Annotated in this window: 17 protein-coding genes; 9 read left to right on the top strand and 8 right to left on the bottom strand. The window is 75.0% G+C overall.

Annotated features, from left to right (window positions below):
* Positions 1–11 precede the first annotated feature (11 nt).
* From egtA to egtD, 4 genes are read left to right on the top strand one after another with little or no spacing between them, the layout of a single operon-like run.
* Positions 12–1,313 (top strand): ergothioneine biosynthesis glutamate--cysteine ligase EgtA, encoded by a 1,302-nt coding sequence (gene egtA, locus AC07DW_RS17250; protein WP_478858491.1) that lies wholly within the window; start codon positions 12–14, stop codon positions 1,311–1,313.
* Positions 1,310–2,623 carry an ergothioneine biosynthesis protein EgtB gene (gene egtB, locus AC07DW_RS17255; RefSeq protein ID WP_478858492.1) on the top strand — a complete coding sequence of 438 codons (1,314 nt, stop codon included), beginning with the start codon at positions 1,310–1,312 and terminating at the stop codon, positions 2,621–2,623. The genes egtA and egtB overlap by 4 nt, the downstream gene beginning before the upstream one ends.
* Entirely contained in the window at positions 2,623–3,381 is a 759-nt protein-coding gene (egtC, locus tag AC07DW_RS17260; RefSeq protein WP_478858493.1) for an ergothioneine biosynthesis protein EgtC, read from the top strand. Before egtB ends, egtC begins: the two co-directional genes overlap by 1 nt.
* The gene (egtD, locus tag AC07DW_RS17265) at positions 3,378–4,343 is read left to right on the top strand and encodes an L-histidine N(alpha)-methyltransferase (RefSeq protein WP_478858494.1); all 966 of its coding nucleotides are present in this window, start codon (positions 3,378–3,380) and stop codon (positions 4,341–4,343) included. The genes egtC and egtD overlap by 4 nt, the downstream gene beginning before the upstream one ends.
* On the opposite strand, the gene AC07DW_RS17270 is transcribed toward egtD, so the two are convergent.
* The 3 genes from AC07DW_RS17270 to AC07DW_RS17280 form a co-directional block, all read right to left on the bottom strand.
* The gene (locus AC07DW_RS17270) at positions 4,238–5,113 is read right to left on the bottom strand and encodes a lysophospholipid acyltransferase family protein (RefSeq protein ID WP_478858495.1); all 876 of its coding nucleotides are present in this window, start codon (positions 5,111–5,113) and stop codon (positions 4,238–4,240) included. The genes egtD and AC07DW_RS17270 overlap by 106 nt on opposite strands.
* 8 nt (positions 5,114–5,121) lie before the next feature.
* Complete coding sequence (locus AC07DW_RS17275) at positions 5,122–5,907, bottom strand: GNAT family N-acetyltransferase (protein ID WP_478858496.1); 786 nt, start codon at positions 5,905–5,907, stop codon at positions 5,122–5,124.
* 289 nt (positions 5,908–6,196) lie between these two features.
* The gene (locus AC07DW_RS17280; RefSeq protein ID WP_478858597.1) at positions 6,197–7,471 is read right to left on the bottom strand and encodes an extracellular solute-binding protein; all 1,275 of its coding nucleotides are present in this window, start codon (positions 7,469–7,471) and stop codon (positions 6,197–6,199) included.
* Positions 7,472–7,707: 236 nt separating this feature from the next.
* Between AC07DW_RS17280 and AC07DW_RS17285 the strand changes: the two genes are divergently transcribed.
* Positions 7,708–7,935 (top strand): dodecin, encoded by a 228-nt coding sequence (locus tag AC07DW_RS17285; RefSeq protein ID WP_478858497.1) that lies wholly within the window; start codon positions 7,708–7,710, stop codon positions 7,933–7,935.
* Positions 7,936–7,954: 19 nt separating this feature from the next.
* Here AC07DW_RS17285 and AC07DW_RS17290 read toward each other — a convergent pair whose 3' ends face one another.
* Positions 7,955–8,443, bottom strand: coding sequence for a phosphatase domain-containing protein (locus AC07DW_RS17290; RefSeq protein ID WP_478858498.1), 489 nt, complete (start codon positions 8,441–8,443; stop codon positions 7,955–7,957).
* A 48-nt stretch (positions 8,444–8,491) separates the two neighbouring features.
* Here AC07DW_RS17290 and AC07DW_RS17295 point away from each other — a divergent pair, with 48 nt between their 5' ends.
* From AC07DW_RS17295 to AC07DW_RS17305, 3 genes are all read left to right on the top strand, one after another.
* On the top strand, positions 8,492–9,511 hold the full coding sequence (locus AC07DW_RS17295) for an MsnO8 family LLM class oxidoreductase (protein ID WP_478858499.1): 1,020 nt from the start codon (positions 8,492–8,494) through the stop codon (positions 9,509–9,511).
* Positions 9,512–9,521: 10 nt separating this feature from the next.
* Positions 9,522–11,873 (top strand): ATP-binding cassette domain-containing protein, encoded by a 2,352-nt coding sequence (locus AC07DW_RS17300; RefSeq protein WP_478858500.1) that lies wholly within the window; start codon positions 9,522–9,524, stop codon positions 11,871–11,873.
* Positions 11,874–12,143: 270 nt separating this feature from the next.
* Positions 12,144–12,338: a hypothetical protein gene (locus AC07DW_RS17305; protein ID WP_478858501.1), complete on the top strand. Its 195-nt coding sequence runs from the start codon at positions 12,144–12,146 to the stop codon at positions 12,336–12,338.
* A gap of 201 nt (positions 12,339–12,539) precedes the next feature.
* Here AC07DW_RS17305 and AC07DW_RS17310 read toward each other — a convergent pair whose 3' ends face one another.
* The 3 genes from AC07DW_RS17310 to AC07DW_RS17320 all read right to left on the bottom strand — a co-directional run bounded on the left by AC07DW_RS17310 (position 12,540) and on the right by AC07DW_RS17320 (position 18,599).
* On the bottom strand, positions 12,540–15,482 hold the full coding sequence (locus tag AC07DW_RS17310) for a hypothetical protein (RefSeq protein WP_478858502.1): 2,943 nt from the start codon (positions 15,480–15,482) through the stop codon (positions 12,540–12,542).
* A 2-nt stretch (positions 15,483–15,484) separates the two neighbouring features.
* Positions 15,485–17,332, bottom strand: coding sequence for an HSP90 family protein (locus AC07DW_RS17315; protein WP_478858503.1), 1,848 nt, complete (start codon positions 17,330–17,332; stop codon positions 15,485–15,487).
* A gap of 280 nt (positions 17,333–17,612) precedes the next feature.
* A complete protein-coding gene (locus AC07DW_RS17320) occupies positions 17,613–18,599 on the bottom strand; it encodes a hypothetical protein (RefSeq protein WP_478858504.1) in 987 nt (328 codons plus the stop codon).
* Between the two features lie 191 nt (positions 18,600–18,790).
* Between AC07DW_RS17320 and AC07DW_RS17325 the strand changes: the two genes are divergently transcribed.
* Positions 18,791–19,198, top strand: a complete 408-nt coding sequence (locus tag AC07DW_RS17325; RefSeq protein WP_478858505.1) for an SMI1/KNR4 family protein — start codon at positions 18,791–18,793, stop codon at positions 19,196–19,198.
* A 134-nt stretch (positions 19,199–19,332) separates the two neighbouring features.
* Here AC07DW_RS17325 and melC2 read toward each other — a convergent pair whose 3' ends face one another.
* On the bottom strand, positions 19,333–20,160 hold the full coding sequence (melC2, locus tag AC07DW_RS17330) for a tyrosinase MelC2 (protein ID WP_478858506.1): 828 nt from the start codon (positions 20,158–20,160) through the stop codon (positions 19,333–19,335).
* Positions 20,161–20,175 lie beyond the last annotated feature (15 nt).

The following is a 20,175-nucleotide window of genomic DNA, read 5'->3' on the forward strand; positions in this document are numbered from 1 at the left end:
GGAGGAGCCCCATGCCACTGAGCGACATGCCGGACAGCGGCGGTCCGCTCGCCGAGGACGAGGCGGAGGATCTGCTGCGATGCATCTGTTTCAAGACCGGTCCCCCGCGCACGGTCGGGGTCGAACTCGAGTGGTTCGTCCATGACCTGAGCCTGCCGCGACTCGGCGTCACCCCCGACCGGCTCCGTACCGCCTTCGGCGTACTGCGGACCCTGCCGCTGAGGTCGACGCTCACCTTCGAACCCGGCGGGCAGCTGGAGCTCAGCTCGCCGCCCGCCGCGTCCCTCATGGAATGCGTCACCACCGTCTCGGCCGACCTGACGGCCGTACGGACCGCGCTGGGCGCCCGGGGCCTCACCCTCACCGGCGCCGGAACCGATCCCTGGCACCCCCCGCGCGACCGGCTGCTGCGCCAGCCGCGGTACGACGCGATGGAGACCTACCTGGACCGTACCGGACCGGCCGGACGCGCCATGATGCGCGACTCCGCCTCGGTGCAGGTCTGCCTCGACGCCGGTCACGAGGAGCCCGGCCCCCTGGGCTTCGAGCGGCGCTGGCACCTGGCCCACCTGCTGGGCCCGGTCCTGGTCGCCGCGTTCGCCAACTCCCCCACCCTGCACGGCAGGCCTTCCGGTCTGCGGTCCACCCGGCAGGGCCTGTGGGCCGACCTCGACCCGGTACGCGCCACTGCGCCGGACACCCGGCGGGAGCCGCGTGCCGCGTGGGCGGCGCACGTCCTGGACGCCCCGGTGATGTGTGTCCGGGGCGGGGACGGCGCCGGCCCCTGGGCGGTGCCCGAGGCGCTGACGTTACGGGAGTGGCTGCGGTCCGGGCGGCCGAGGCCCGCCACCCGCGGGGACCTCGACTACCACCTCACCACCCTGTTCCCGCCCGTCCGGCCGCGCGGCCACCTCGAACTGCGCATGATCGACGCCCAGCCGGGCGAAAACGGCTGGATCGTCCCGCTCGCGGTCACCGCCGCGCTGTTCGACGATCCGGTGGCGGCCGAGGCCGCGTACCACGCGGTGCGGCCCCTGGCGGGGACGGCGCCGGCCGGTGCCCCGCCGCCGCGGGACGCGCTGTGGCGCGGCGCCGCGCGCGACGGCCTGACGGCACCCGCGCTGCACGAGGCCGCCGTCGCCTGTTTCACGCTCGCACTGGAGGCCCTGCCCCGCAGGGGCGCCTCCCCCGCCGTCCTGGACGCCGTCGCCGCGTTCCACGAGCGCCATGTCCTGCGGGGCCGATGCCCCGCCGACGACCAGTTGACCCCCGTGACCACGGCCGGGGCACCCGGGAAGGACGTCCGCACATGACCGACCCCGAGAGGCTCAGGCGGCGGGCGCTGGACGCGCTGACCACCGCCCGGGCTCGCACCGCCCTGCTCACCGACTGTGTCGACGACGGTGAACTGACCGCCCAGCACTCGCCGTTGATGTCCCCGCTGGTGTGGGATCTGGCGCACATCTCCAACCAGGAGGAGCAGTGGCTCTGGCGCACCGTGGCGGGCCACGAGGCGCTGCGCCCCGAGATCGACTCCGTCTACGACGCGTTCGAGCACCCCAGGGCCACCCGGCCGACGCTGCCGCTGCTGGCACCCGCCGAGGCGCGCGCGTACGCCGCGGACGTACGGGGCCGGGTCCTCGACGTCCTGGAGCGGACCCCGCTGGAGGGTGACCGCCCGCTGGTCGACGCGGCGTTCGCGTTCGGGATGGTGGCCCAGCACGAGCAGCAGCACGACGAGACGATGCTGATCACCCATCAGCTCCGGCGGGGCCCGGCCGCACTGCACGCGCCGGATCCGCCGCCGGGCCCCGGCACGGCGGACCTGCCGGCCGAAGTGCTCGTGCCGGGCGGGCCGTTCACCATGGGCACCTCGGCCGAGCCGTGGGCGCTGGACAACGAACGGCCGGCGCACGCGCGCGTGGTGCCCGCCTTCTTCATCGACACGGTGCCCGTCACCAACGGCGCCTACATGGCGTTCATCGCGGACGGCGGTTACGGCGACGAACGCTGGTGGGCGCCGGAGGGCTGGGCGCAGATCCGCGCGCACGGCACAGTGGCTCCGTTGTTCTGGCGCCGCGAGGGCGGGCAGTGGCTGCGGCGCCGGTTCGGCGTCGTGGAGCCCGTGCCGGAGGACGAGCCGGTGCTGCACGTCAGCTGGTACGAGGCCGACGCGTACGCCCGCTGGGCGGGCCGGCGGCTGCCTACCGAGGAGGAGTGGGAGAAGGCCGCCCGCCACGACCCGGCCTCGGGGCGCTCCCTGCGCTACCCGTGGGGCGACGACGACCCGACGCCCGGGCACGCCAACCTGGGCCAGCGGCACCTGCGGCCCGCGCCGGCCGGGAGCTACCCGGCGGGGCGTTCCCCACTCGGGGTGCGGCAGCTGATCGGTGACGTGTGGGAGTGGACCTCCAGCGACTTCCTCCCGTACCCCGGGTTCGCCGCCTTCCCGTACCGGGAGTACTCGGAGGTGTTCTTCGGCCCGGGACACAAGGTGCTGCGCGGCGGTTCGTTCGCCGTGGACCCGGTGGCGTGCCGGGGCACGTTCCGCAACTGGGACCTGCCGGTGCGGCGCCAGATCTTCTCCGGGTTCCGCACGGCGAGGGACGCGGGGGCCGCCTGATGTGCCGTCACATCGCGTATTTGGGGCCCGGGGTGCCGCTGCGGGACGTGCTGGTGGAGCCGGCGCACGCCCTGTACCGCCAGTCGTGGGAGCCGCGCCGGCAGCGCCACGGGACGGTGAACGCCGACGGCTTCGGTGTCGGCTGGTACGCGGACGGCGACCCCGTGCCGGCCCGTTACCGGCGCGCCGGGCCGATCTGGGCCGACCTGTCGTTCGCCGACCTGGCGCGGGTGGTGCGCAGCGGGGCCCTGCTGGCCGCCGTGCGGGACGCCACGCTGTCCGGGGCGGACGCGGAGGCCGCGGCCGCGCCGTACGCCACCGGGCCGTGGCTGTTCAGCCACAACGGCGCCGTACAGGGGTGGCCCGGATCGCTCGGGCGGCTCGCCGCGCGGCTGCCGGCCGACGAGCTGCTGTCGCTGGAGGCCCGCAACGACTCCGCCCTGGTGTGGGCGCTGGTCCTGCGCCGGCTGCGGGACGGCGACGAGGCCGGGCAGGCGCTGGCCGACACCGTGCTGGACGTCGCCGCGGCGGCCCCCGGCTCCAGGCTGAACCTGCTGCTCACCGACGGCGAGACCGTCTGCGCCACCGCCTGGGGCGACACCCTGTGGTACCTGACCGACCCCGGCCGGCACCGCACGGTCGTCGCCTCCGAGCCGTACGACGACGATCCGGCCTGGCGGGAGGTCCCCGACCGCACCGTGCTCGCCGCGACCCGTACCGATGTTCTTCTGACCCCGCTCAAGGAGCCGTCCGCGTGAGCCCGTTCCTGCTGACCCGCACCCTGCCCGAGGACGCCACGGGCGCCGACCTGAGGGCCGACGTCCTGCACGGCCTGACCCGTACCCCGAAGGACCTGCCGCCCAAGTGGTTCTACGACGCCCGGGGCAGCGAACTGTTCGAGGAGATCACCCGGCTGCCCGAGTACTACCCGACCCGGGCGGAGCGGGAGATCCTGATCACCCGGGCGGCGGAGATCGCCGGGGCCACCCGGGCCCGCACCCTGGTGGAGCTCGGGTCCGGCTCGTCGGAGAAGACCCGCCACCTGATCGAGGCGCTGCTGCCGGGGCTGGAGAGCTACGTCCCCGTGGACGTGAGCGAGAGCGCGTTGCGGGGGGCGGCCGAGGCGCTGACGACCGAGCACCCCGCACTCCAGGTGCACGCGCTGATCGCCGACTTCACCCGCGGTCTGGCCCTGCCGGGCACGCCGGGCCCCCGGCTGGTCGCCTTCCTCGGCGGCACCATCGGCAACCTGCTGCCGGAGCAGCGGGCGCTGTTCCTGCGATCGGTGCGCACGCTGCTGGCGCCTGGCGACGCGCTGCTGGTCGGCACCGACCTGGTGAAGGACGAGCGGACGCTGGTGGCGGCGTACGACGACGCGGCGGGCGTGACGGCGGCGTTTAACAAGAACGTGCTGGCCGTCCTGGCGCGCGAGCTGGGCGCGGACGTCGACCCGGACGACTTCGACCACGTCGCGGTGTGGGACCGGGAGAGGGAGTGGATCGAGATGCGGCTGCGGGCGCGCGAGCACCTGACCGTCAAGATCCGCGATCTGGACCTGGCGGTCACCTTCGAGGCCGGTGAGGAGATGCGTACGGAGGTGTCGGCGAAGTTCCGTCAGGAGGGGGTGCGCGGCGAGCTGGCGGCGGCCGGGATGGAGCTGACGCACTGGTGGACGGACGAGGCGGACCGGTTCGCGCTGTCGCTGGCGACGGCCGTCTGAACGGCCCGCTGGGCCGCGGCGGCGAGTGAGCGGCGGTCGGTGTGGCGGCCGGCGGGGATCGGGGGCAGGACCCGGATCTCCGCGGTCAGCCCGCCGGCCACCGCCACGCGCCACAGCGAGGCGGTGAGCGGATCCTCGCCCACGAAGGCCGCCGGGCCGGCCGGCCGGTAGGTGAGGCGTACGGGGTGGACGGCGGCGCCCGCGTCCAGCGCGGCCTGGAACACGGCGGGCCGGAACCGGCCGTGCGCGCGTCCGCACCAGGTGGAGCCCTCGGGGAAGACGACCACGCGGGAGCCGGCGCGCAGGGCCTCCGCCAGGGCCCGGACCGCGCCGGGCAGGGCGCTCAGCCGGTCGCGTTCCACGAAGAGGGTGCCGCCGCGGGCGGCGACCGGGCCGAGCAGCGGCCAGTGCCGCACCTCGCTCTTGGCGAGCATCCGGCCGGGCAGGACGGCGGCGACGAGCGGTACGTCGAGCCAGGAGACGTGGTTGGCGACGACGAGTCCGCGCCCGCCGCCCGGGCGGCCCACGACCCGGAGCCGTACGCCGAAGGCGCGGAGCACCGCCCGGCACCAGAGCCGGGCGGCCCGCTCACGGCCGGCGCGGCCGAGCGGCGCGGTGAGCGGGGCGAGCAGCACCCCGGCGAGGACGGTGGCCCCGCCGGCCGCCAGCCGGGCGACGGCCCTGCCCCGTGAGGCCGGCGCCCGCCGGGACGCGGAGGCGCAGTGGCGGGGTGTGCAGGGCGCGGTGGGCAGCCACGGCGATCCGGGCACGGGCCGGCTCACCGGGCGGGCGCGAGGGAGAGGAAGTGGCGCAGGTAGCGGGGGTCGGTGTGGCGCAGCGACAGCAGGACGTACAGGTCCGCCACGCCGAAGTCCACGTCGTGCGCGGGCGCCCCGCAGACCCGGGCGCCGAGGCGCAGGTAGCCGCGCAGCAGCGGCGGCAGCTCGGTACGGCCGGCGGGCCGGGCGACGCCGTCGGCGGACCAGAGCCGGTGCGGGGTCACCCAGTACTCCTCGGGCGCCAGGTGCTTGGCCCTGACGGTGTCCCAGGTGGCGGCGGCGAGGGCGCCGCCGTCGGCGAGCGGCAGGGAGCAGCAGCCGGCCAGCCAGGTGCGGCCGGTCCGGATCATGTAGCGGGCTATGCCGGCCCAGATGAGGGAGATGACGGCGCCGTTGCGGTGCGCGGGGTGGACGCAGGAACGGCCGACCTCGACGAGGTCGTGGCGGAGCGGGTCGAGGCGGGTGAGGTCGAACTCGCCCTCCGAGTAGAGCCGGCCGGCGACGCGGGCGCGGTCGGGAGGGAGCAGGCGGTAGGTGCCGACGACCTCGCCGGTGGCCTCCTCCCGTACCAGGAGGTGGTCGCAGTACGCGTCGAACGCGTCGCCGTCCAGGCCCGGTTCCGGCCCGTCGAGGTGCGCCCCGAGCTCCCCGGCGAAGACCTGGTGCCGCAGCCGCTGGGCGGCCCGCACCTCCTCCTGCTCGCGGGCGAGGGTGACGACGTAGCGGGGCTGCGGCGCGGTCGGGCCGGCCGGGGTGTGGGCGAGCGCGGCGGGGGAAGCGGGCATGGTGGGCTCCAATGCCGGAGGAAAGGGCCCGGACCGTGGCTGCGCCGGCCCGGCCCCTTACTTCTTCCGTGACCGGCTGGATTCGACGTGACCGCACGGCGGAGCCCGGATGTGCGAAGGCTGAATGCCCGGTACGCCCGGCGCCCCGCGCCCCCCTACGCGCCCGGCGCCCACCCCGCGCGGCGGCCCGCCGGGTGCGGTACGGCACCGCACCTGGCGGCCGCCCGTACGCACCGCCCCGGGCCCGGCCGCTCGCGCCGCCGGGCCCCGCGCTGCGGTGGCGCGGGGGTCAGGGGCGGCCCCTGAGGAGGGCGGTGATCCGGGCCGAGGCCGCCTTCGCCGCGCGTTCCGGGGACTCGCCCTCCAGGACCGCGGTCATGTACGGCTTGATGGGGTTGGCCTCCTCCACGGCGGCCCACTCCGGCGAGTTGGGGGTCGCCCTGCCGCGCGCGGCGCCGACCGCCATCGCCGCAGTGGCTTCCTGGCCCTCGACGGCGGTGGCCAGCGCCGCCTTGTTGGGGACGTAGTTCATGGTGCGGGCGAGGTCGGTCTGCCACTTCTCGCCGGCCAGCGCCGCGACGACGTCCATGGCGGCGTCCCGGTCGTCGGACCTGCGCGGGATGATCAGGTCGGAGCCGCCGGTGAAGACCGGGCACGGCTTGCCGGCCGTCCGGCCGGGGATCGGGAAGAACCCGAGCTTGTCCCTGAGCGCGGGGTTCCGCTCCTGGATGGCTGCCGCGGCGCTCGGCGGCGCGATGATCTGGGCCACGTCGCCCCGGGCGAAGACCTGGGCCTGCGGCGGGTTCTCCTCGTCGGCGTTTGTGGGGCCGTCGCCGAGCGCCTGGAGCTCCTTGTAGACGGCCATGCCGCGCAGGGCGGCGGGGCTGTCCAGGGCGCCCGTCCACGTCCCGTCCTTCCGCACCGCGAGCTCACCGCCCTCGTCCCAGACGAAGCCGGCGAGGGTGTACCAGTCCTGCCCGGCGAGGTAGATGCCCTGCGTGTTGCCGGAACCCTCGTCGAGCTCGGCGGTGTCCTCCAGCCACTGTTCGCGGGTCGTGGGCGGGGACTCGATCCCGGCCCGGTCGAACAGGTCCTTGTGGTAGATGACGACGCGGTTCGCGGCGTACCAGGGGATGCCGTACTGCGAGCCGTCGACCTTGCCGGGCTCGGCGAGGCCGGGGAGCCAGTCCTCGTACCCGAGGTCCCGCACCGATTCGAGCGTCAGGTCGTGCAGCAGGTCGGTCTCGGCGTACTGGGCGACCTGGGTGTTGCCGACCTCGATGACGTCCGGGGCGTCCTCGCTCTCCAGCGCCGCCGTGACCTTCTTGCCGATGCCGGTCCACTCCTGGAAGGCGATCTCGAGGGCGACGCCGGGGTGGTCCTTCTCGTACGCGGTGGTGAACCGCTCCAGGAAGGCGTCGGACACGCTGCCCTTCATCAGCCACACCGACACCGTGCGGGTGCCCTCCGCCCCGTCACCGCCGGGCAGGACGCCGCAGCCGGTCAGACCGGGCACGGCCACGGAAACGAGCGCGCACGCCCAGACGGGCAAGCGCTTCTTCACGTACGTCACGGCGGTCACCTTTTGCGTGTGCAGAGACAGTGGACCCGGCGTGGGGGGAAGCGAAGCGGGTTCGCCGCGGGCGTGATGGCTGGATTTTGGTATGGACCAAGTGGCGGGTCAAGGGGCGGGCGCCACCACACCCCCGACCCCGCATGCCGCGCGGACCCCGGCGTCCTGGTGCACGGTGGAAGGACGCACCACCGGGCGATGACGACCGGGCGAACGAGGAGACCCCCATGTCGCACCACACCTACCGCGTCACCGAGATCGTCGGCACCTCGCACGAGGGCGTGGACGACGCGATGCGCAACGGCATCGCGCGCGCCTCCGAGACACTGCGCAACCTGGACTGGTTCGAGGTGACGCAGGTCAGGGGCCACATCGAGGACGGGCGGATCGCCCACTACCAGGTCGGGATGAAGGTCGGCTTCCGCCTGGACGAGTCCGCCGAGGGCACCGGCTGACCGGAGGGTCACCACCCGCTCAGGTACGGCCCTCCCGCTCCTGCGCCTCCAGCAGCGCGTCGGAGCCCTGCGCCCAACGGGCCCGCACGACCCGGAACCCCGCCCGCTCGGCGGCGTCGCAGACCAGTTCGTCGTCGTCGACGAGCATGCGGACCTCGCGGTCGGCGGACAGTCGGCGCAGGATCTCCAGCTTGGTGACCCGGGCCGGTCTGCGGTCCTGATTACGGCGCATGTGGAGCGGGCCGTCCGGCAGGCCGTGCTCGGCCAGCCACGCGACCGTGTCCCGGCGGCACCGCTCGGGGCGGCCGGTGAGGTACACCACGTCGCACTCCCCGGCCGCCTCCCGGCACAGTTCCACGCCGCGCGCGAGCGGCGGGTCCTGCGGGGCTGCGGCGAAGAAGGCGTCCCAGTCGCGCGGCCGGCGTTCCAGGAACGGCTGCCGGTGCCGGGCGTCGGACAGGGTGTTGTCCAGGTCGAAGACGGCCAGTGGCCTGCTGTTTCGCGTCACGGTCCCAGCGTAGGGAATCCCCGGGGGCCGCAGGCGTTGCACCAGGGTGTGAGCCCATCGATCGCTGCGACGCGTCTGTCGGTACTGGACCGGTCCCGCACCCGGGAGGGGGAGGACGGCGGGGCGGCCCTGCGTGCCACCGTGACCCTCGCCCGTGAGCTGGAGGGGCTCGGCTACCACCGCTTCTGGGTGTCGGAACACCACGGCGTGCCGGGCGTCGCGGGTTCGGCGCCGACCGTCCTGGCGGCGGCCGTCGCCGCCGCGACGAGCACCATCCGGGTGGGCACGGGCGGGGTGATGCTGCCGAACCATCAGCCGTTGGTGGTGGCCGAGCAGTTCGCGGTGCTGGAGTCGCTGTTCCCCGGCCGGATCGACATGGGGCTGGGCCGGTCGGTGGGCTTCACGGACGGGGTACGGCGGGCGCTGGGCCGTGACAAGCAGGACGCGGACGACTTCGCGGGGCAGCTGGACGAGCTGCTGGGCTGGTTCACGGGCACACAACGGGCGCATCCGGGGGTGCACGCGCGCCCCGCCGAGGGGTTGCGGGTGCCGCCGTACGTCCTGGCCACCGGGGAGGGCGCGGCGATCGCCGCGGCGGCGGGCCTGCCGCTGGTGATCGGCGACCTGAAGGACCGGCCGAGGGTGGTGGCGGCGATCGAGCGGTACCGCGCGGACTTCCGGCCCTCCGCGTGGTCGCGCGAGCCGTACGTCGTCGTGGCGGGCACCGTCGCGGTCGCCGCGACCGAGGAGGAGGCGGCGCGGCTGCTGACGCCCGAGGCGTGGGCGCTGGCGTACTCCCGTACGCGGGGCGAGTTCCCGCCGCTGGCGCCGCCCGGGCGGATCGACGAACCGGCCATGACCGCCAGGCAGCGGGAGTTCTACGCGGCGGCGCTTCGCGGGCACGTCCACGGCACGGAGGAGCAGGTGCGGGAGGCGCTGGAGGAGGCCGTGAAGGAGACGGCGGCCGACGAGCTGCTGGTGACGACGAGCACGTACGATCGCGCGGCGCTGCTGGACTCGTACACCAGGCTCGCCCGTGTCGCGGGGCTGACCGGCGCCGACACCTAGACTGGCGGTCATGCCGGGCCGCCCTCATGACCTCGATCCGTACGTCCGCGTCCGGGGCGCCCGGGAACACAATCTGCGCGCGGTGGACGTGGACGTCCCCCGGGACGCGCTCGTCGTGTTCACCGGGGTCTCCGGCTCGGGCAAGTCGTCGCTCGCCTTCGGGACGATCTACGCGGAGGCGCAGCGCCGCTACTTCGAGTCCGTCGCGCCGTACGCCCGGCGGCTGATCCACCAGGTGGGGGCGCCGAAGGTCGGGGAGGTCAGCGGGCTGCCGCCGGCGGTGTCGCTGGAGCAGCGCCGCTCGTCGCCGGGTTCGCGGTCCTCCGTCGGTACGGTCACCACGCTGTCGAACTCGCTGCGGATGCTGTTCTCACGGGCGGGCGAGTACCCCGAGGGGGCCGAGCGGCTGGACTCGGACGCCTTCTCGCCGAACACCGCCGCCGGGGCGTGCCCCGAGTGCCACGGCCTGGGCCGGGTGCACAGCACCCGCGAGGAACTGCTGGTGCCGGATCCGGACCTGTCGATCCGGGAGGGGGCGATCGCGGCCTGGCCGGGCGCCTGGCAGGGCAAGAACCTGCGGGACGTCCTGGACGCCCTCGGGTACGACGTCGGCCGACCGTGGCGGGAGCTGCCGCCCGAGGACCGGGACTGGATCCTGTTCACGGACGAGCAGCCGGTGGTCACGGTGCACCCGGTGCGCGAGGCGGACCGCGTGCAGCGGCCCTACCAGGGCACGTACACGAGCGCGCGGCGGTACGTCCTGCGCACCTTCTCCGACTCGAGGAGCCCGGCGCTGCGGGCGCGGGCGGAACGGTTCCTGGAGAGCGCCCCGTGCCCGGTGTGCGGCGGCAGCCGGCTGCGCCCGGAGGCGCTGGCGGTGACCTTCGCGGGGCGGACCGTCGCGGAGCTGGCGGCGCTGCCGCTCACCGGGCTGGCGGAGGTCCTGGAGGGGGCGGCCGGGGGCGGGGAGACCGCGCGGGTGCTCACCGCCGACCTGGCGGCCCGGATCGGCACCGTCACGGAGCTGGGCCTGGGTTACCTGAGCCTGGACCGGCCGGCGCCGACCCTCTCCCCCGGCGAGTTGCAGCGGTTGCGGCTGGCCACCCAGTTGCGGTCGGGCCTGTTCGGGGTGGTGTACGTGCTGGACGAGCCGTCCGCGGGGCTGCACCCGGCCGACACGGAGGCGCTGCTGGTCGTCCTGGACCGGCTGAAGGCGGCCGGCAACTCGGTGTTCGTGGTCGAGCACCACCTGGGCGTGGTGCGGAGCGCCGACTGGCTGGTGGACGTCGGGCCCCTGGCCGGCGAGCACGGCGGCCGGGTGCTGCACAGCGGCCCGCCGGAGGGGCTGCGCGAGGTCGGGGAGTCGGTGACGCGCCGGTTCCTGTTCGACCGGGGCCCGGCGCCGGCGCGGAGGGTGCGGGAGCCGTCGGGGTGGCTGAAGGTGGGCCCGGTGACGCGGCACAATCTGCGGGCCCTGGAGGCGGAGCTTCCGCTGGGCGTCCTGACGGCGGTGACGGGGGTGTCGGGTTCGGGCAAGTCGACGCTCGTGGGCGAGCTGTCCGGCGGGCTGCCGGGGGTGGGCCGCCTGGTGACGGTGGACCAGCGTCCGATCGGCCGGACACCGCGCTCGAACCTGGCGACGTACACGGGGCTGTTCGACGTCGTGCGCAAGCTGTTCACGGCGACGGAGGAGGCCAGGGCGCGCGGCTACCGGGCGGGGCGGTTCTCGTTCAACGTGGCGGGCGGGCGGTGCGAGACGTGCCAGGGCGAGGGGTTCGTCACGGTGGAGCTGCTCTTCCTGCCCCGTACGTACACCCCGTGCCCGGACTGCGGCGGCGCCCGCTACAACCCGGAGACGCTCGAAGTGCGGCACCGGGGGCGGAACATCGCCGAGGTGCTGGACCTGACGGTGGAGGCCGCCGCGGGGTTCTTCGCGGACACCCCCGCCGCCGCGCGCAGCCTCGGCGCCCTGCTCGACGTGGGCCTCGGGTACCTGCGGCTGGGGCAGCCGGCCACGGAGCTGTCAGGTGGCGAGGCGCAGCGGATCAAGCTGGCCGCCGAACTGCAGCGGGTGCGCCGCGGGCACACCCTGTACGTGCTGGACGAGCCAACGACGGGTCTCCACCCGGCCGATGTCGAGGTGCTGATGCGGCAGTTGCACGGGCTGGCCGACGCCGGGCACTCGGTGGTGGTCGTCGAGCACGACATGGACGTGGTGGCCGGCGCCGACTGGGTGGTCGACCTGGGACCGGGGGGCGGCGATGAGGGCGGCCGCGTCGTCGCCGCCGGGACACCGGCCGAGGTCGCTGAGGCGGCGGGCAGCCGCACCGCGCTGTACCTGGCGGCGGCCCTGCGGGGTTAGGGCCGCCGTCCTCCCCCGTGGCGGACTCCGGCCGGTACACGTACGCCGGCGTCCGGGAGGCCGGCGCGGGCGATCACGGGTTCCGTACGCGTACGACTCGACGACCCGGCCGGCCTGTTTCCGCTGGTGGCCGCCGCGCCGCTCGAGCCATCAGCGCGGCTCATCCACCATGGGGACCGACTACCCCCAGGGGTTGTTTCGTACCGGTTCGTACGGCTACCCGTGTGATCGGCAAGCGTTTCGGAAGACCCGCACGAAGGAGCGGTGACGATGTCGAACCCGCAACAGCCCGAGCTGCGGCGCAGCGACAAGGGGGCGGGCACCCCGCAGGACAGCCAGGCCCGCAAGGCGGCACAGCCTGGCGGCAAGGGTGGCGGTCGCGCCCATGGCACCGACCGCGGGGCCAAGGGCGGAGGGAAGGGGGGCGGCACTCCTCCCGAGCAGCAGCCCGACCACCCGGCCTGACCGGCCCTTCGCCGCCCACGGAGGCATCGCGCCCCGGGGAGCCACCGGGCGCACGGGCGCCGGGGCGATGGAGACAGCGGCCCGGGCGAGACCGTGGGGGCCGCCGACACGGCCGCTGCGGTTCCTCGGGCGGCTGGACCGGCCGGTCGTCGACGGGCTCCGTCCGGGCGGGCCCGGCGCCGGCACGCCGGGCCCGCCGCGTCATGCCTCGTCGCGCAGCTTGGCCGCCAGGGCGGTCAGCGGCTCGGCCTCCTCGGTGTGGCCCAGGGCGGACAGGCGGGCGATGGCGGCGTCCAGGCGGTTCAGCGCCGGGGCGGGGCGCTCCAGGTAGATGCCCTCCACGGCACCCGCCAGACGTACGCACTCGGCCCATTCGCCGGCGCGGTCCTCCTCCGGGCCCGGCTCGCCGAGCAGGGCGAGGGCCTTCTCCAGGGCGGCCAGCGCGTCCTCGTACGCGCCGGCGTAGGCGTTCACCCGCCCGTACTCGTACGCCAGGGCGGTGTCCAGGGAACGGCCGCGGGCCTCGAACCCGGCGGCTCGTGCCTCGTCGGCGACCTTCCCGGCGTCGGCGAGGAACGCGAGGGCGTCCGGCAGGCCGTCGGGGCCCTGCTGCTGGGACTGGAGGCGGGCCAGTTCGCGCAGGCAGTTGCTGAGCTGCTCGTGGCGCGGGTCCCGGGCGTGGGCGGCGAGCGCCTGGGCGGCGGCCTCGCGGGCGCGGGCGAACTCCCCCGCCTCGCCGAGGAGTACCGCCGTCTCGGCGGCGATCATGGCGTGGCTGCCCGGGTCGTCGTCCCAGCCGGCCGACTCGGCCGCGAGGGCGACGAACTCCGCCGTGGCGGCCTTGAGGTCCTCCCCCGCGTGCAGCGCGCGGGCGCGGGTCAGACGGAGCTGGGCCACGAGCCGGTCGTCCAGCTCACCGGCGGCGACGTCCGGCTCGGCCAGAAGGGAGTCGAGCAGGGCGATGCAGTCCTCGACCCGGCCCAGGTCCAGGCTGAGCTGCGCCGCGTTGCTGTACGCGCAGAACGCGTCGGTCCGGTCGCCGCGGCGGAGTCCCAGCTCGGCGGAGCGCGTCAGGTGCCGCAGCGCCTCGTCCGGGCGGCCCAGGTGCATGCATGCCTCGGCCAGGTCGCCGTGGAGGCGGACGGTGTCGACGGCGTCGGCCGGCCAGTCGGCGGCGAGGCGCAGGCCCTCGGCCAGGTCGGCGTGCGCGGCCGGGGCGTCACGCAGGCCGAGCCGGAGCCGGCCGCGCAGCCCGAGCGTGCGGGGCAGGTGCCAGGCGGGGCCGTGCGCCTTCAGCCGGTCGAGGAGGGCGTCGACCTCGGTGACCGCGGCGGGCAGGTCCCCGGACATGGCGTGGGTGCTGGCTCTCAGCAGCAGGGCGCCGGAGATCTGCCCGGCGATGTCGTGCCGGGTGGCGTGGGCGAGGAGCAGGTCCACCTCCGCGAAGACCGGCGCGATGTGCTCCTCGTTCCTCGACGTCTGGAGACGCAGGCCGAGGGCGGTCGCCCGCAGCCTCAGCAGACGGGCCTCCTGGTGCGGGGCGAGGCCGGGTGTCCCCTCGTGCAGGCGGACCATGGCTTCGTGGGCGGTGGTGAACCCGGCCGCCTTCGCTTCCGGTTCCTCGGCGTCCTCCGCGGCGAGCTCGGCGCCGGCGAGCAGGGCGCAGGCGTGGGCGACCGCCGCGTCGCCCCGCTCCCCGGCGTCCTCGTACAGGCCCGCGGCCTCCTCGTGGAGGGCGGCCGCGGCGGCGTACTCCGCGTCGCCCGTCCGGCTCGCCTCGTCGGCCAGCAGGTCGGCGCGCAGCCGTACGAGCGGGCCGACGGCCGGGTCGTCGGGGTGGACGTAGTCGCGGGCGGTGGCGAGGGTGCGCAGCCGCGCCCAGCAGGCCGGCGCGTCGGGGTGCCCCTGCTGGTCCAGTGCGCGGGCCCGGAGGATGAGGCCGGGCAGCGACTCCGGTGCGGCGTCGGCCGTCCGGGGCGCGGGGGCGGGGGCGGCGGCCGGTGCGGCGGAGGCCACGTCGTCGAGGTCACGGGTGCGCAGGGTCAGTTCCAGCGCGTCCAGGAGCGGGGCGCGGTCGAGGCGGGCCCTGCGGCGGTCCGTGTGGGCCGTGGTGCCGTTGCGGGCGTCGAAGCGGGCGGCGAGGTCGTCGGCGCGGCCCCGCACCTCGGCGCGCAGGCCGGCCACCGTCCAGGTGCGGCCGGCGAACCCGGCGGCCGGCAGGTCGCCGTGGCCGAGGTGCTCGACCCGCTGGAGGAGGACCTCGACGCCGGTGAGGAGGTCCAGCAGGGCCAGCGGCGAGTCGACCTCGTCGAACAGGCTGCGGTTCTCCGCGAGCAGTTCCAGACCGCGCGCCTCATTGCCGGTCAGCGCGCAGAACTCCAGGTGCCGGCCGACCTCACCGGCCATGGAGGGGTTGCGGCGGCAGCCTCGGTAGCCGGCCAGGTGCAGTTCGCGGGCCCGGTCGGGACGGCCGGTGCGCAGCAGGGGAAGCAGCGCGTACGAGACGGAGCGGGCCGGCTCCTCCTGGCAGGACTCCTGGCCGGCCAGGACGGGGTCCCAGGCGTGCAGCGCCCGCTCGTCGTCGCCCGCCGCGAGGTGGTACAGGGCGCGCTCGCAGATCTCGCAGGCCTCGCAGTCGCTGAGCCGGGTACGGCTGCGGCCCGCCCACAGCTCGTAGGCGAGGGTGGTGCCCTCGCCTACGTGGGCGGCGAGCTGGTAGGCCTGCCCGTAGTACGGCTGGAGGCCCAGGCCGGCCCGCTCGTACCGGTCGCGCATCTCCGTCAGCCACTGGCGGAGGCTTGCCAGCGGTACTTCGGGCAGCGCGCGCAGGGCGTTGGCGACCCACTTGAACCTCCAGAACAGCATGTGGCGCAGGCGCTCGTCGAAGACGTCGGGCTGTTCGTCGAAGAGGGTGAGCAGGCGGGCGAAGACGACGGGCGACTTCCGGGGTTCGGAGCCGTAGGTGTACGCCTCCTGGAGTTCGAACAGCGCGTGGACGAGGGGGACGGGCTCGGCGAACTGTTCGGCGGCGTCGACGAGTTCCTCGGCGGTGACGGTGCGGGTGCGGCCGTAGGGGCGCCGGTCGTTGTCCTGGAGCGCCCGGTACAGCTCGTCCGTGTTCCGGGGATGGGGTGCGGTGGGCATCGTCAGCTGTCCTTGCGGAGGGCGTGGGCGAGCAGGTCGAGGAAGGAGCGGTTGATGAGGCTCGACTCGGCGGGCCTGAGCGGCCGCCGCGACAGCAGCGCGGCCTGCCCGTAGAGGGCTTCGGCGCTGGTGCGGGCCAGTTCGGGCTCGTCGATGGCGATGGCGGTGCGGACCAGCGGGTTGAGCTGGTTGAGGATCAGCTGGGCGCGCGGTGCCTCCTGGCGCAGCGCGCCGAGGATGTCGCCCCACAGGCCGCCCTCCTGCTCGCGGGCGAGCTGGGAGCGGGTGCGCTCGTGCCGGGCCTCGCGGCTGTCGACGAGGAGGGCGGGGGCGGAGGCGGGCTGGAAGGTGCGCAGCGCGACGTCGCAGTCGAAGACGGCGAGGGCGTCGCGGGCCAGGGCGAGGTAGCGGGAGGCGGCCAGTTCCGTCTCCCGGTCGACGGGGTCGAGGTGGGCGGTGAGGGTCGCCGGGTCGAGGTCGGCGACGCTGTTCCCGGGCCTGACCTCGGGAAGCCGGTGGACCAGTTCACGGTCGTAGGTGTAGCCGCCGTTGACGACGCCGAGCCCGGCGGCCGAGGCGATCGCCGCGACCTGCCGGAACTCCTCCACGCTGGAGGTGACGAGCACGGTGCGGTGGGTGCGCGCGAACTCGTCGAGGGTGGTGTGTCCGTCGGTGGTCTCGAACGGCAGCCAGGGCAGCAGCATCCGCAGGATCTCGTCGTCGTGCACGGCGAGCGACTTCACGGCCAGGTGGTGGGCCTGGAGGAAGCGGGCGAGCAGGTCCGGGTCGCTGGCGGCGGCCCGGGCGATCCACGCGCGCAGCCGTTCGGCGAGGGCGTCGCGGACGGCGGCGAGGGTGTCGTCCTCGTACAGGGACTCGCGGGAAGCCGTGGGGCGCAGGCTCTCGGCGTCGATGACGCAGCGGACGAAGAACGCCCACTCGGGGAGGATCTCCTCGGCCTGCTCGGACAGCAGCATGCCTTTGACGTGCACGCGGTGGCCGTGGCGGCGTCCGGCGGGGACGGCCTCGGGCAGCACGCACGCGATGCCCTTCAGGCCCACGGCCGGCAGGTCCAGCTCGATGGTGTCCAGCGGCGTGAAGCCGAAGACCTCCTCGCCGTACGCGGCCAGCGCGCGGGACCGGGTCCCCGGCGTGGGGTACGTACGGGCCCAGGGCGCGGGCTCTGGGTTGACGGGCGCGCCGGGGCCGCCCGTGCCGTCGTCGAACGTCACCGGGTGGCGCAGCAGGGAGCCGAAGTGCCGGGCCAGCGCGTGCACCTGGGCGGGGCGGGTCCACTCGCCCGCGTCGCCGCGCGGTGTCAGCGTGACGGTGGTGCCCGGCCGGGGGCGGGCGGAGGCGGGCAGGGTGCGGACGGTGTAGCTGCCGTCGCCGCGTCCGCGCCACTCCACCGCGGGTGCGCCGGGGGTGCGGGCGGAGCGGCTCACGACGTGGATCTCGTCCGCGACCAGGAAGCAGGAGAGGAGGCCGATGCCGAACTGGCCGATGAAGTCGCCGCGTTCCTCGGCGATCCGCTCGGCGCGCTTGCTGCTGCGGCCGATGGTGGCGAGGAAGCGGTGCACGTCGGCCTCGGTGAGGCCGACGCCGTCGTCCTCCACGCGTACGACCGCACCGTCGGCGTACAGGCGGACGCCGAAGGTGTCGGCGGGGGCGGCCGGTTCGAGGGCGTGCCGGGCGGTCAGCGCGTCCACCGCGTTCTGCAGGAGTTCACGCAGGTAGACGCGGGGGCTGGAGTAGAGGTGATGGGAGAGGAGATCGACGAGGCCGCGCAGATCCACCTGGAAGGTGCGGTCGGCGCCGGCCGGGTTCGCGGCGGTGTCGGGCAGGGTCATCGGGCTTTCCGGGGTGGGAGGGTCACAGGGTGACGGGGTGACGGGGTGACGGGGTGACGGGCGGACGGGCGGGGCGGCTCGGCGGCCGCCGGCGGTGTTCGGGTGGCCGGGCGGATGTCCGGCCGGATGGCCGGGCGCGTCGGCGGAGGTCCGGCAGGCCGGGCCGAAGCCGAGGCACGGCGGAAGTCCGGCTGCGCGGATGTCCGGCGTCGGCGGAAGTCCGGCCCGGCGGCGGGCGTTCGGGCTCGGCGCCGGGCGGGTCCGGCGTGGCGGCGGGGGTTCAGGCTCGGCGCCGGGCGCGCGCGAACTCCTTCTCGGGGTCGGCGTAGTAGGTCCAGGGCCAGGTGGTGAAGGCGCCGTCCAGCGCCTGGAAGACGCGCCGGACCGTGTGGCGCTCACCGGCCAGCGACAGGGCCATGGCGAACGTGTTGAAGTCGCCCTGCCAGCCCGGGCGCCGCACATAGGCGGGGTGCAGGATGCTGTGGTCGGCCGCGTCCCGCAACTCGGCCTGGATCGCGGGGCTGACGAGGCAGTCGCCCCGGTCGGCCTCCACCCACTCCTCGATGTGCGCCATGGCGATCACGCAGCCGAGGCGGTGCCCCTGGGGGCTGCGGGCGAGTGCGTCGCGGGCGAACGCCAGGGCCTGGCCGGGCTCGCCGCCCCACCGGGGCTGCAACTGGGACAGCCACTCGAGGTGGGTCTCCACGTCCAGCGGGTCGCGGCGCAGGGCGGCGTCGCGCCGCGTCTCGTTGACGGCCGTGCCCAGAGACATGCCGCGGCCGGAGGTGAGGAGGCGGCGCCAGGGCGTGATCCACTCGGGCCGGGCCTCGGCGGCTTCGAGCAGCTGCTCCTCGGCGACCTGGAGCCGCTCGTGGAAGACGCGCCACTGCTCCCGCGTGACGTCCACGGCACGGGCGGCGGTGCGGGCCTCCCAGCCCCAGATGATGTGGCGCGCGCCGGATATCAACAGGGCGGCCGCCCGGTGCTCCTTGTCCTCCTCGACGGCCCGGCCGATCCAGTCCTCCACCCCGTCCAGGCCGGCCAGCTCGCCGAGGACCTGGTGGTCGCGGCCGAGGTCGAAGGGGGCCAGCGCCGCCTTGACCGCTTCCCAGTCGCCCGCGTCGGCCGCCTCCACCAGGGCGAGGACGCGCGTGTCCCCGAGGGCGCGCAGCTTGTACGTCCCGTTCTTCCCCCGGCGTGGCACGGGAAGGGCGTACGGATCCGCCACCGCTTCCTCCGCTCCCCTGCCGAACAGCTTGCCGAACATTGCCGCGCCCTCCCCTGGTCCCGCCTCTGCGTCCGGTGCAGCATAAGCGGCACCACCGACACCGCTTCCACAGGGTTTCCACCGGTGCTTCACGTGCCCGTCCCCTCACGGGCCGACTGTCAGTGGCTGGTGACAGGCTTGCGGGGACTCGCGGTCGCGGGTCGGGCGTTGTCACGGGGTGAGGGAGAGACATGGAAGACGTCATCGAGCGGATCCGGGCGGGCCACTACCCCGACTGGGACCTGCTGGACCGTCCTGACGAGGAGTTACTCGCGCGGCTGGAGAACGAGCACGGCATCACCCTGCCCGCCGGGCTCAGGGAGTTCCTGCTCCGGGTCAGCGACGTCGTCCGTGACGGCCCGGCACCGGTCACGGTCATGGACGAGTTCGCGGACACCCACCTGCCCGATCTGGCGGGGCTGGCGTGGGAACAGGGCGTCCCGCGCGACCTGGTCGTGCTCTGCCGGGACGGGAGCGACTTCTGGCTCGTCGCTCCGGACAGCACGGTCGTCCACTGGTCGTGCGACACGAAGGGCCTCACCGGGAACCGCTGGGAGTCGGTGTGGCACTGGGCCCGCGACGTCTGGCTGAAGTTCTGATTCCGGCGTCCGCCGGTGGGCCCCGTGAGCACGGCGGCTGACGTCCCGGCAGGTGCCGGACGGACCCCGGGCCCCCGGACGGACCCCGGGCCGGTGCGGACCGGGCCCGGTGGGCGGGCCCGTCCGGGCCGGTCCTAGGCGGCCGTGTCGTACGTGTAGTGGCGGGTGTGGTCGAGCATGTCGGCCGGGGTGACGTCGTTCCACGGACGCATGGTGTCGTTCAGGTCGACGACGTCCGGGGTGCCGGCGGCCGGGAGGTAGGGGGAACGGGGGTGGCGGGCCTGCCAGTCGGCCCACAGCTTGTCGATGAAGGCGTGGTGCAGCCAGAAGACCGGGTCGTTGGGGGACACGCCGGTCGCCATCTGGCCGCCGATCCATACGTGGACGCGGTTGTGGAGGTTGACGCCGCGCCAGCCCTCGAGGTGGTTGCGGAAGCCGTCGGAGGCGCTGTTCCAGGGCGGCATGTCGTAGGTGTCCATGGCGAGGACCGCGTCGGCCTCGGCACGGGTGGGGAGCTGGCGGCCGCCCGCGCCGAGGGCGCGGCGCAGGAAGTCGCGGCCGTCGACGCGTACGGACACGGTCCAGCGGTCCGCGGAGCGGGCGAACGGCCCGTCCATGACCCGGCCGTCACGGGCACGGCCGGTGCCGCCGAGGAAGTCGGGGGCCCACAGGGAGGCGCGGGGCGTGCGGTCCACGGTCCAGTCCCAGTAGGGCAGGGCGACGGACGGGTCGACGGCCTGGAGGGCCTGTTCGAACTCCAGGAGGAAGCGCCGGTGCCAGGGCAGGAAGGACGGCGAACGGTGGCCGACCCGGTCGCCGTTGTCGGTGTCGCTCATGACGAAGGCGTTGTGCGTGGTGACGAACGTGTCGTACCGGCCGGTGCGCTTGAGCTCCAGCACCGCGTCGACGAAGCCGCGCTTCTCGGCGGCGGTCAGCTGGGCCTGGTTCTTGCGTACGGTCATAGTGGTGCGGCTCCG

It is taken from the genome of Streptomyces sp. NPDC045701 (assembly GCF_056432045.1).

Coding starts and splice junctions, on each gene's coding strand:
- egtA (WP_478858491.1), top strand. CDS start 12: ATGCCACTGAGCGACATGCCGGACAGCGGCGGTCCGCTCGCCGAGGAC.
- egtB (WP_478858492.1), top strand. CDS start 1,310: ATGACCGACCCCGAGAGGCTCAGGCGGCGGGCGCTGGACGCGCTGACC.
- egtC (WP_478858493.1), top strand. CDS start 2,623: ATGTGCCGTCACATCGCGTATTTGGGGCCCGGGGTGCCGCTGCGGGAC.
- AC07DW_RS17275 (WP_478858496.1), bottom strand. CDS start 5,907: ATGCCCGCTTCCCCCGCCGCGCTCGCCCACACCCCGGCCGGCCCGACC.
- AC07DW_RS17285 (WP_478858497.1), top strand. CDS start 7,708: ATGTCGCACCACACCTACCGCGTCACCGAGATCGTCGGCACCTCGCAC.
- AC07DW_RS17300 (WP_478858500.1), top strand. CDS start 9,522: ATGCCGGGCCGCCCTCATGACCTCGATCCGTACGTCCGCGTCCGGGGC.
- AC07DW_RS17305 (WP_478858501.1), top strand. CDS start 12,144: ATGTCGAACCCGCAACAGCCCGAGCTGCGGCGCAGCGACAAGGGGGCG.
- AC07DW_RS17310 (WP_478858502.1), bottom strand. CDS start 15,482: ATGCCCACCGCACCCCATCCCCGGAACACGGACGAGCTGTACCGGGCG.
- AC07DW_RS17315 (WP_478858503.1), bottom strand. CDS start 17,332: ATGACCCTGCCCGACACCGCCGCGAACCCGGCCGGCGCCGACCGCACC.
- AC07DW_RS17320 (WP_478858504.1), bottom strand. CDS start 18,599: ATGTTCGGCAAGCTGTTCGGCAGGGGAGCGGAGGAAGCGGTGGCGGAT.
- AC07DW_RS17325 (WP_478858505.1), top strand. CDS start 18,791: ATGGAAGACGTCATCGAGCGGATCCGGGCGGGCCACTACCCCGACTGG.
- melC2 (WP_478858506.1), bottom strand. CDS start 20,160: ATGACCGTACGCAAGAACCAGGCCCAGCTGACCGCCGCCGAGAAGCGC.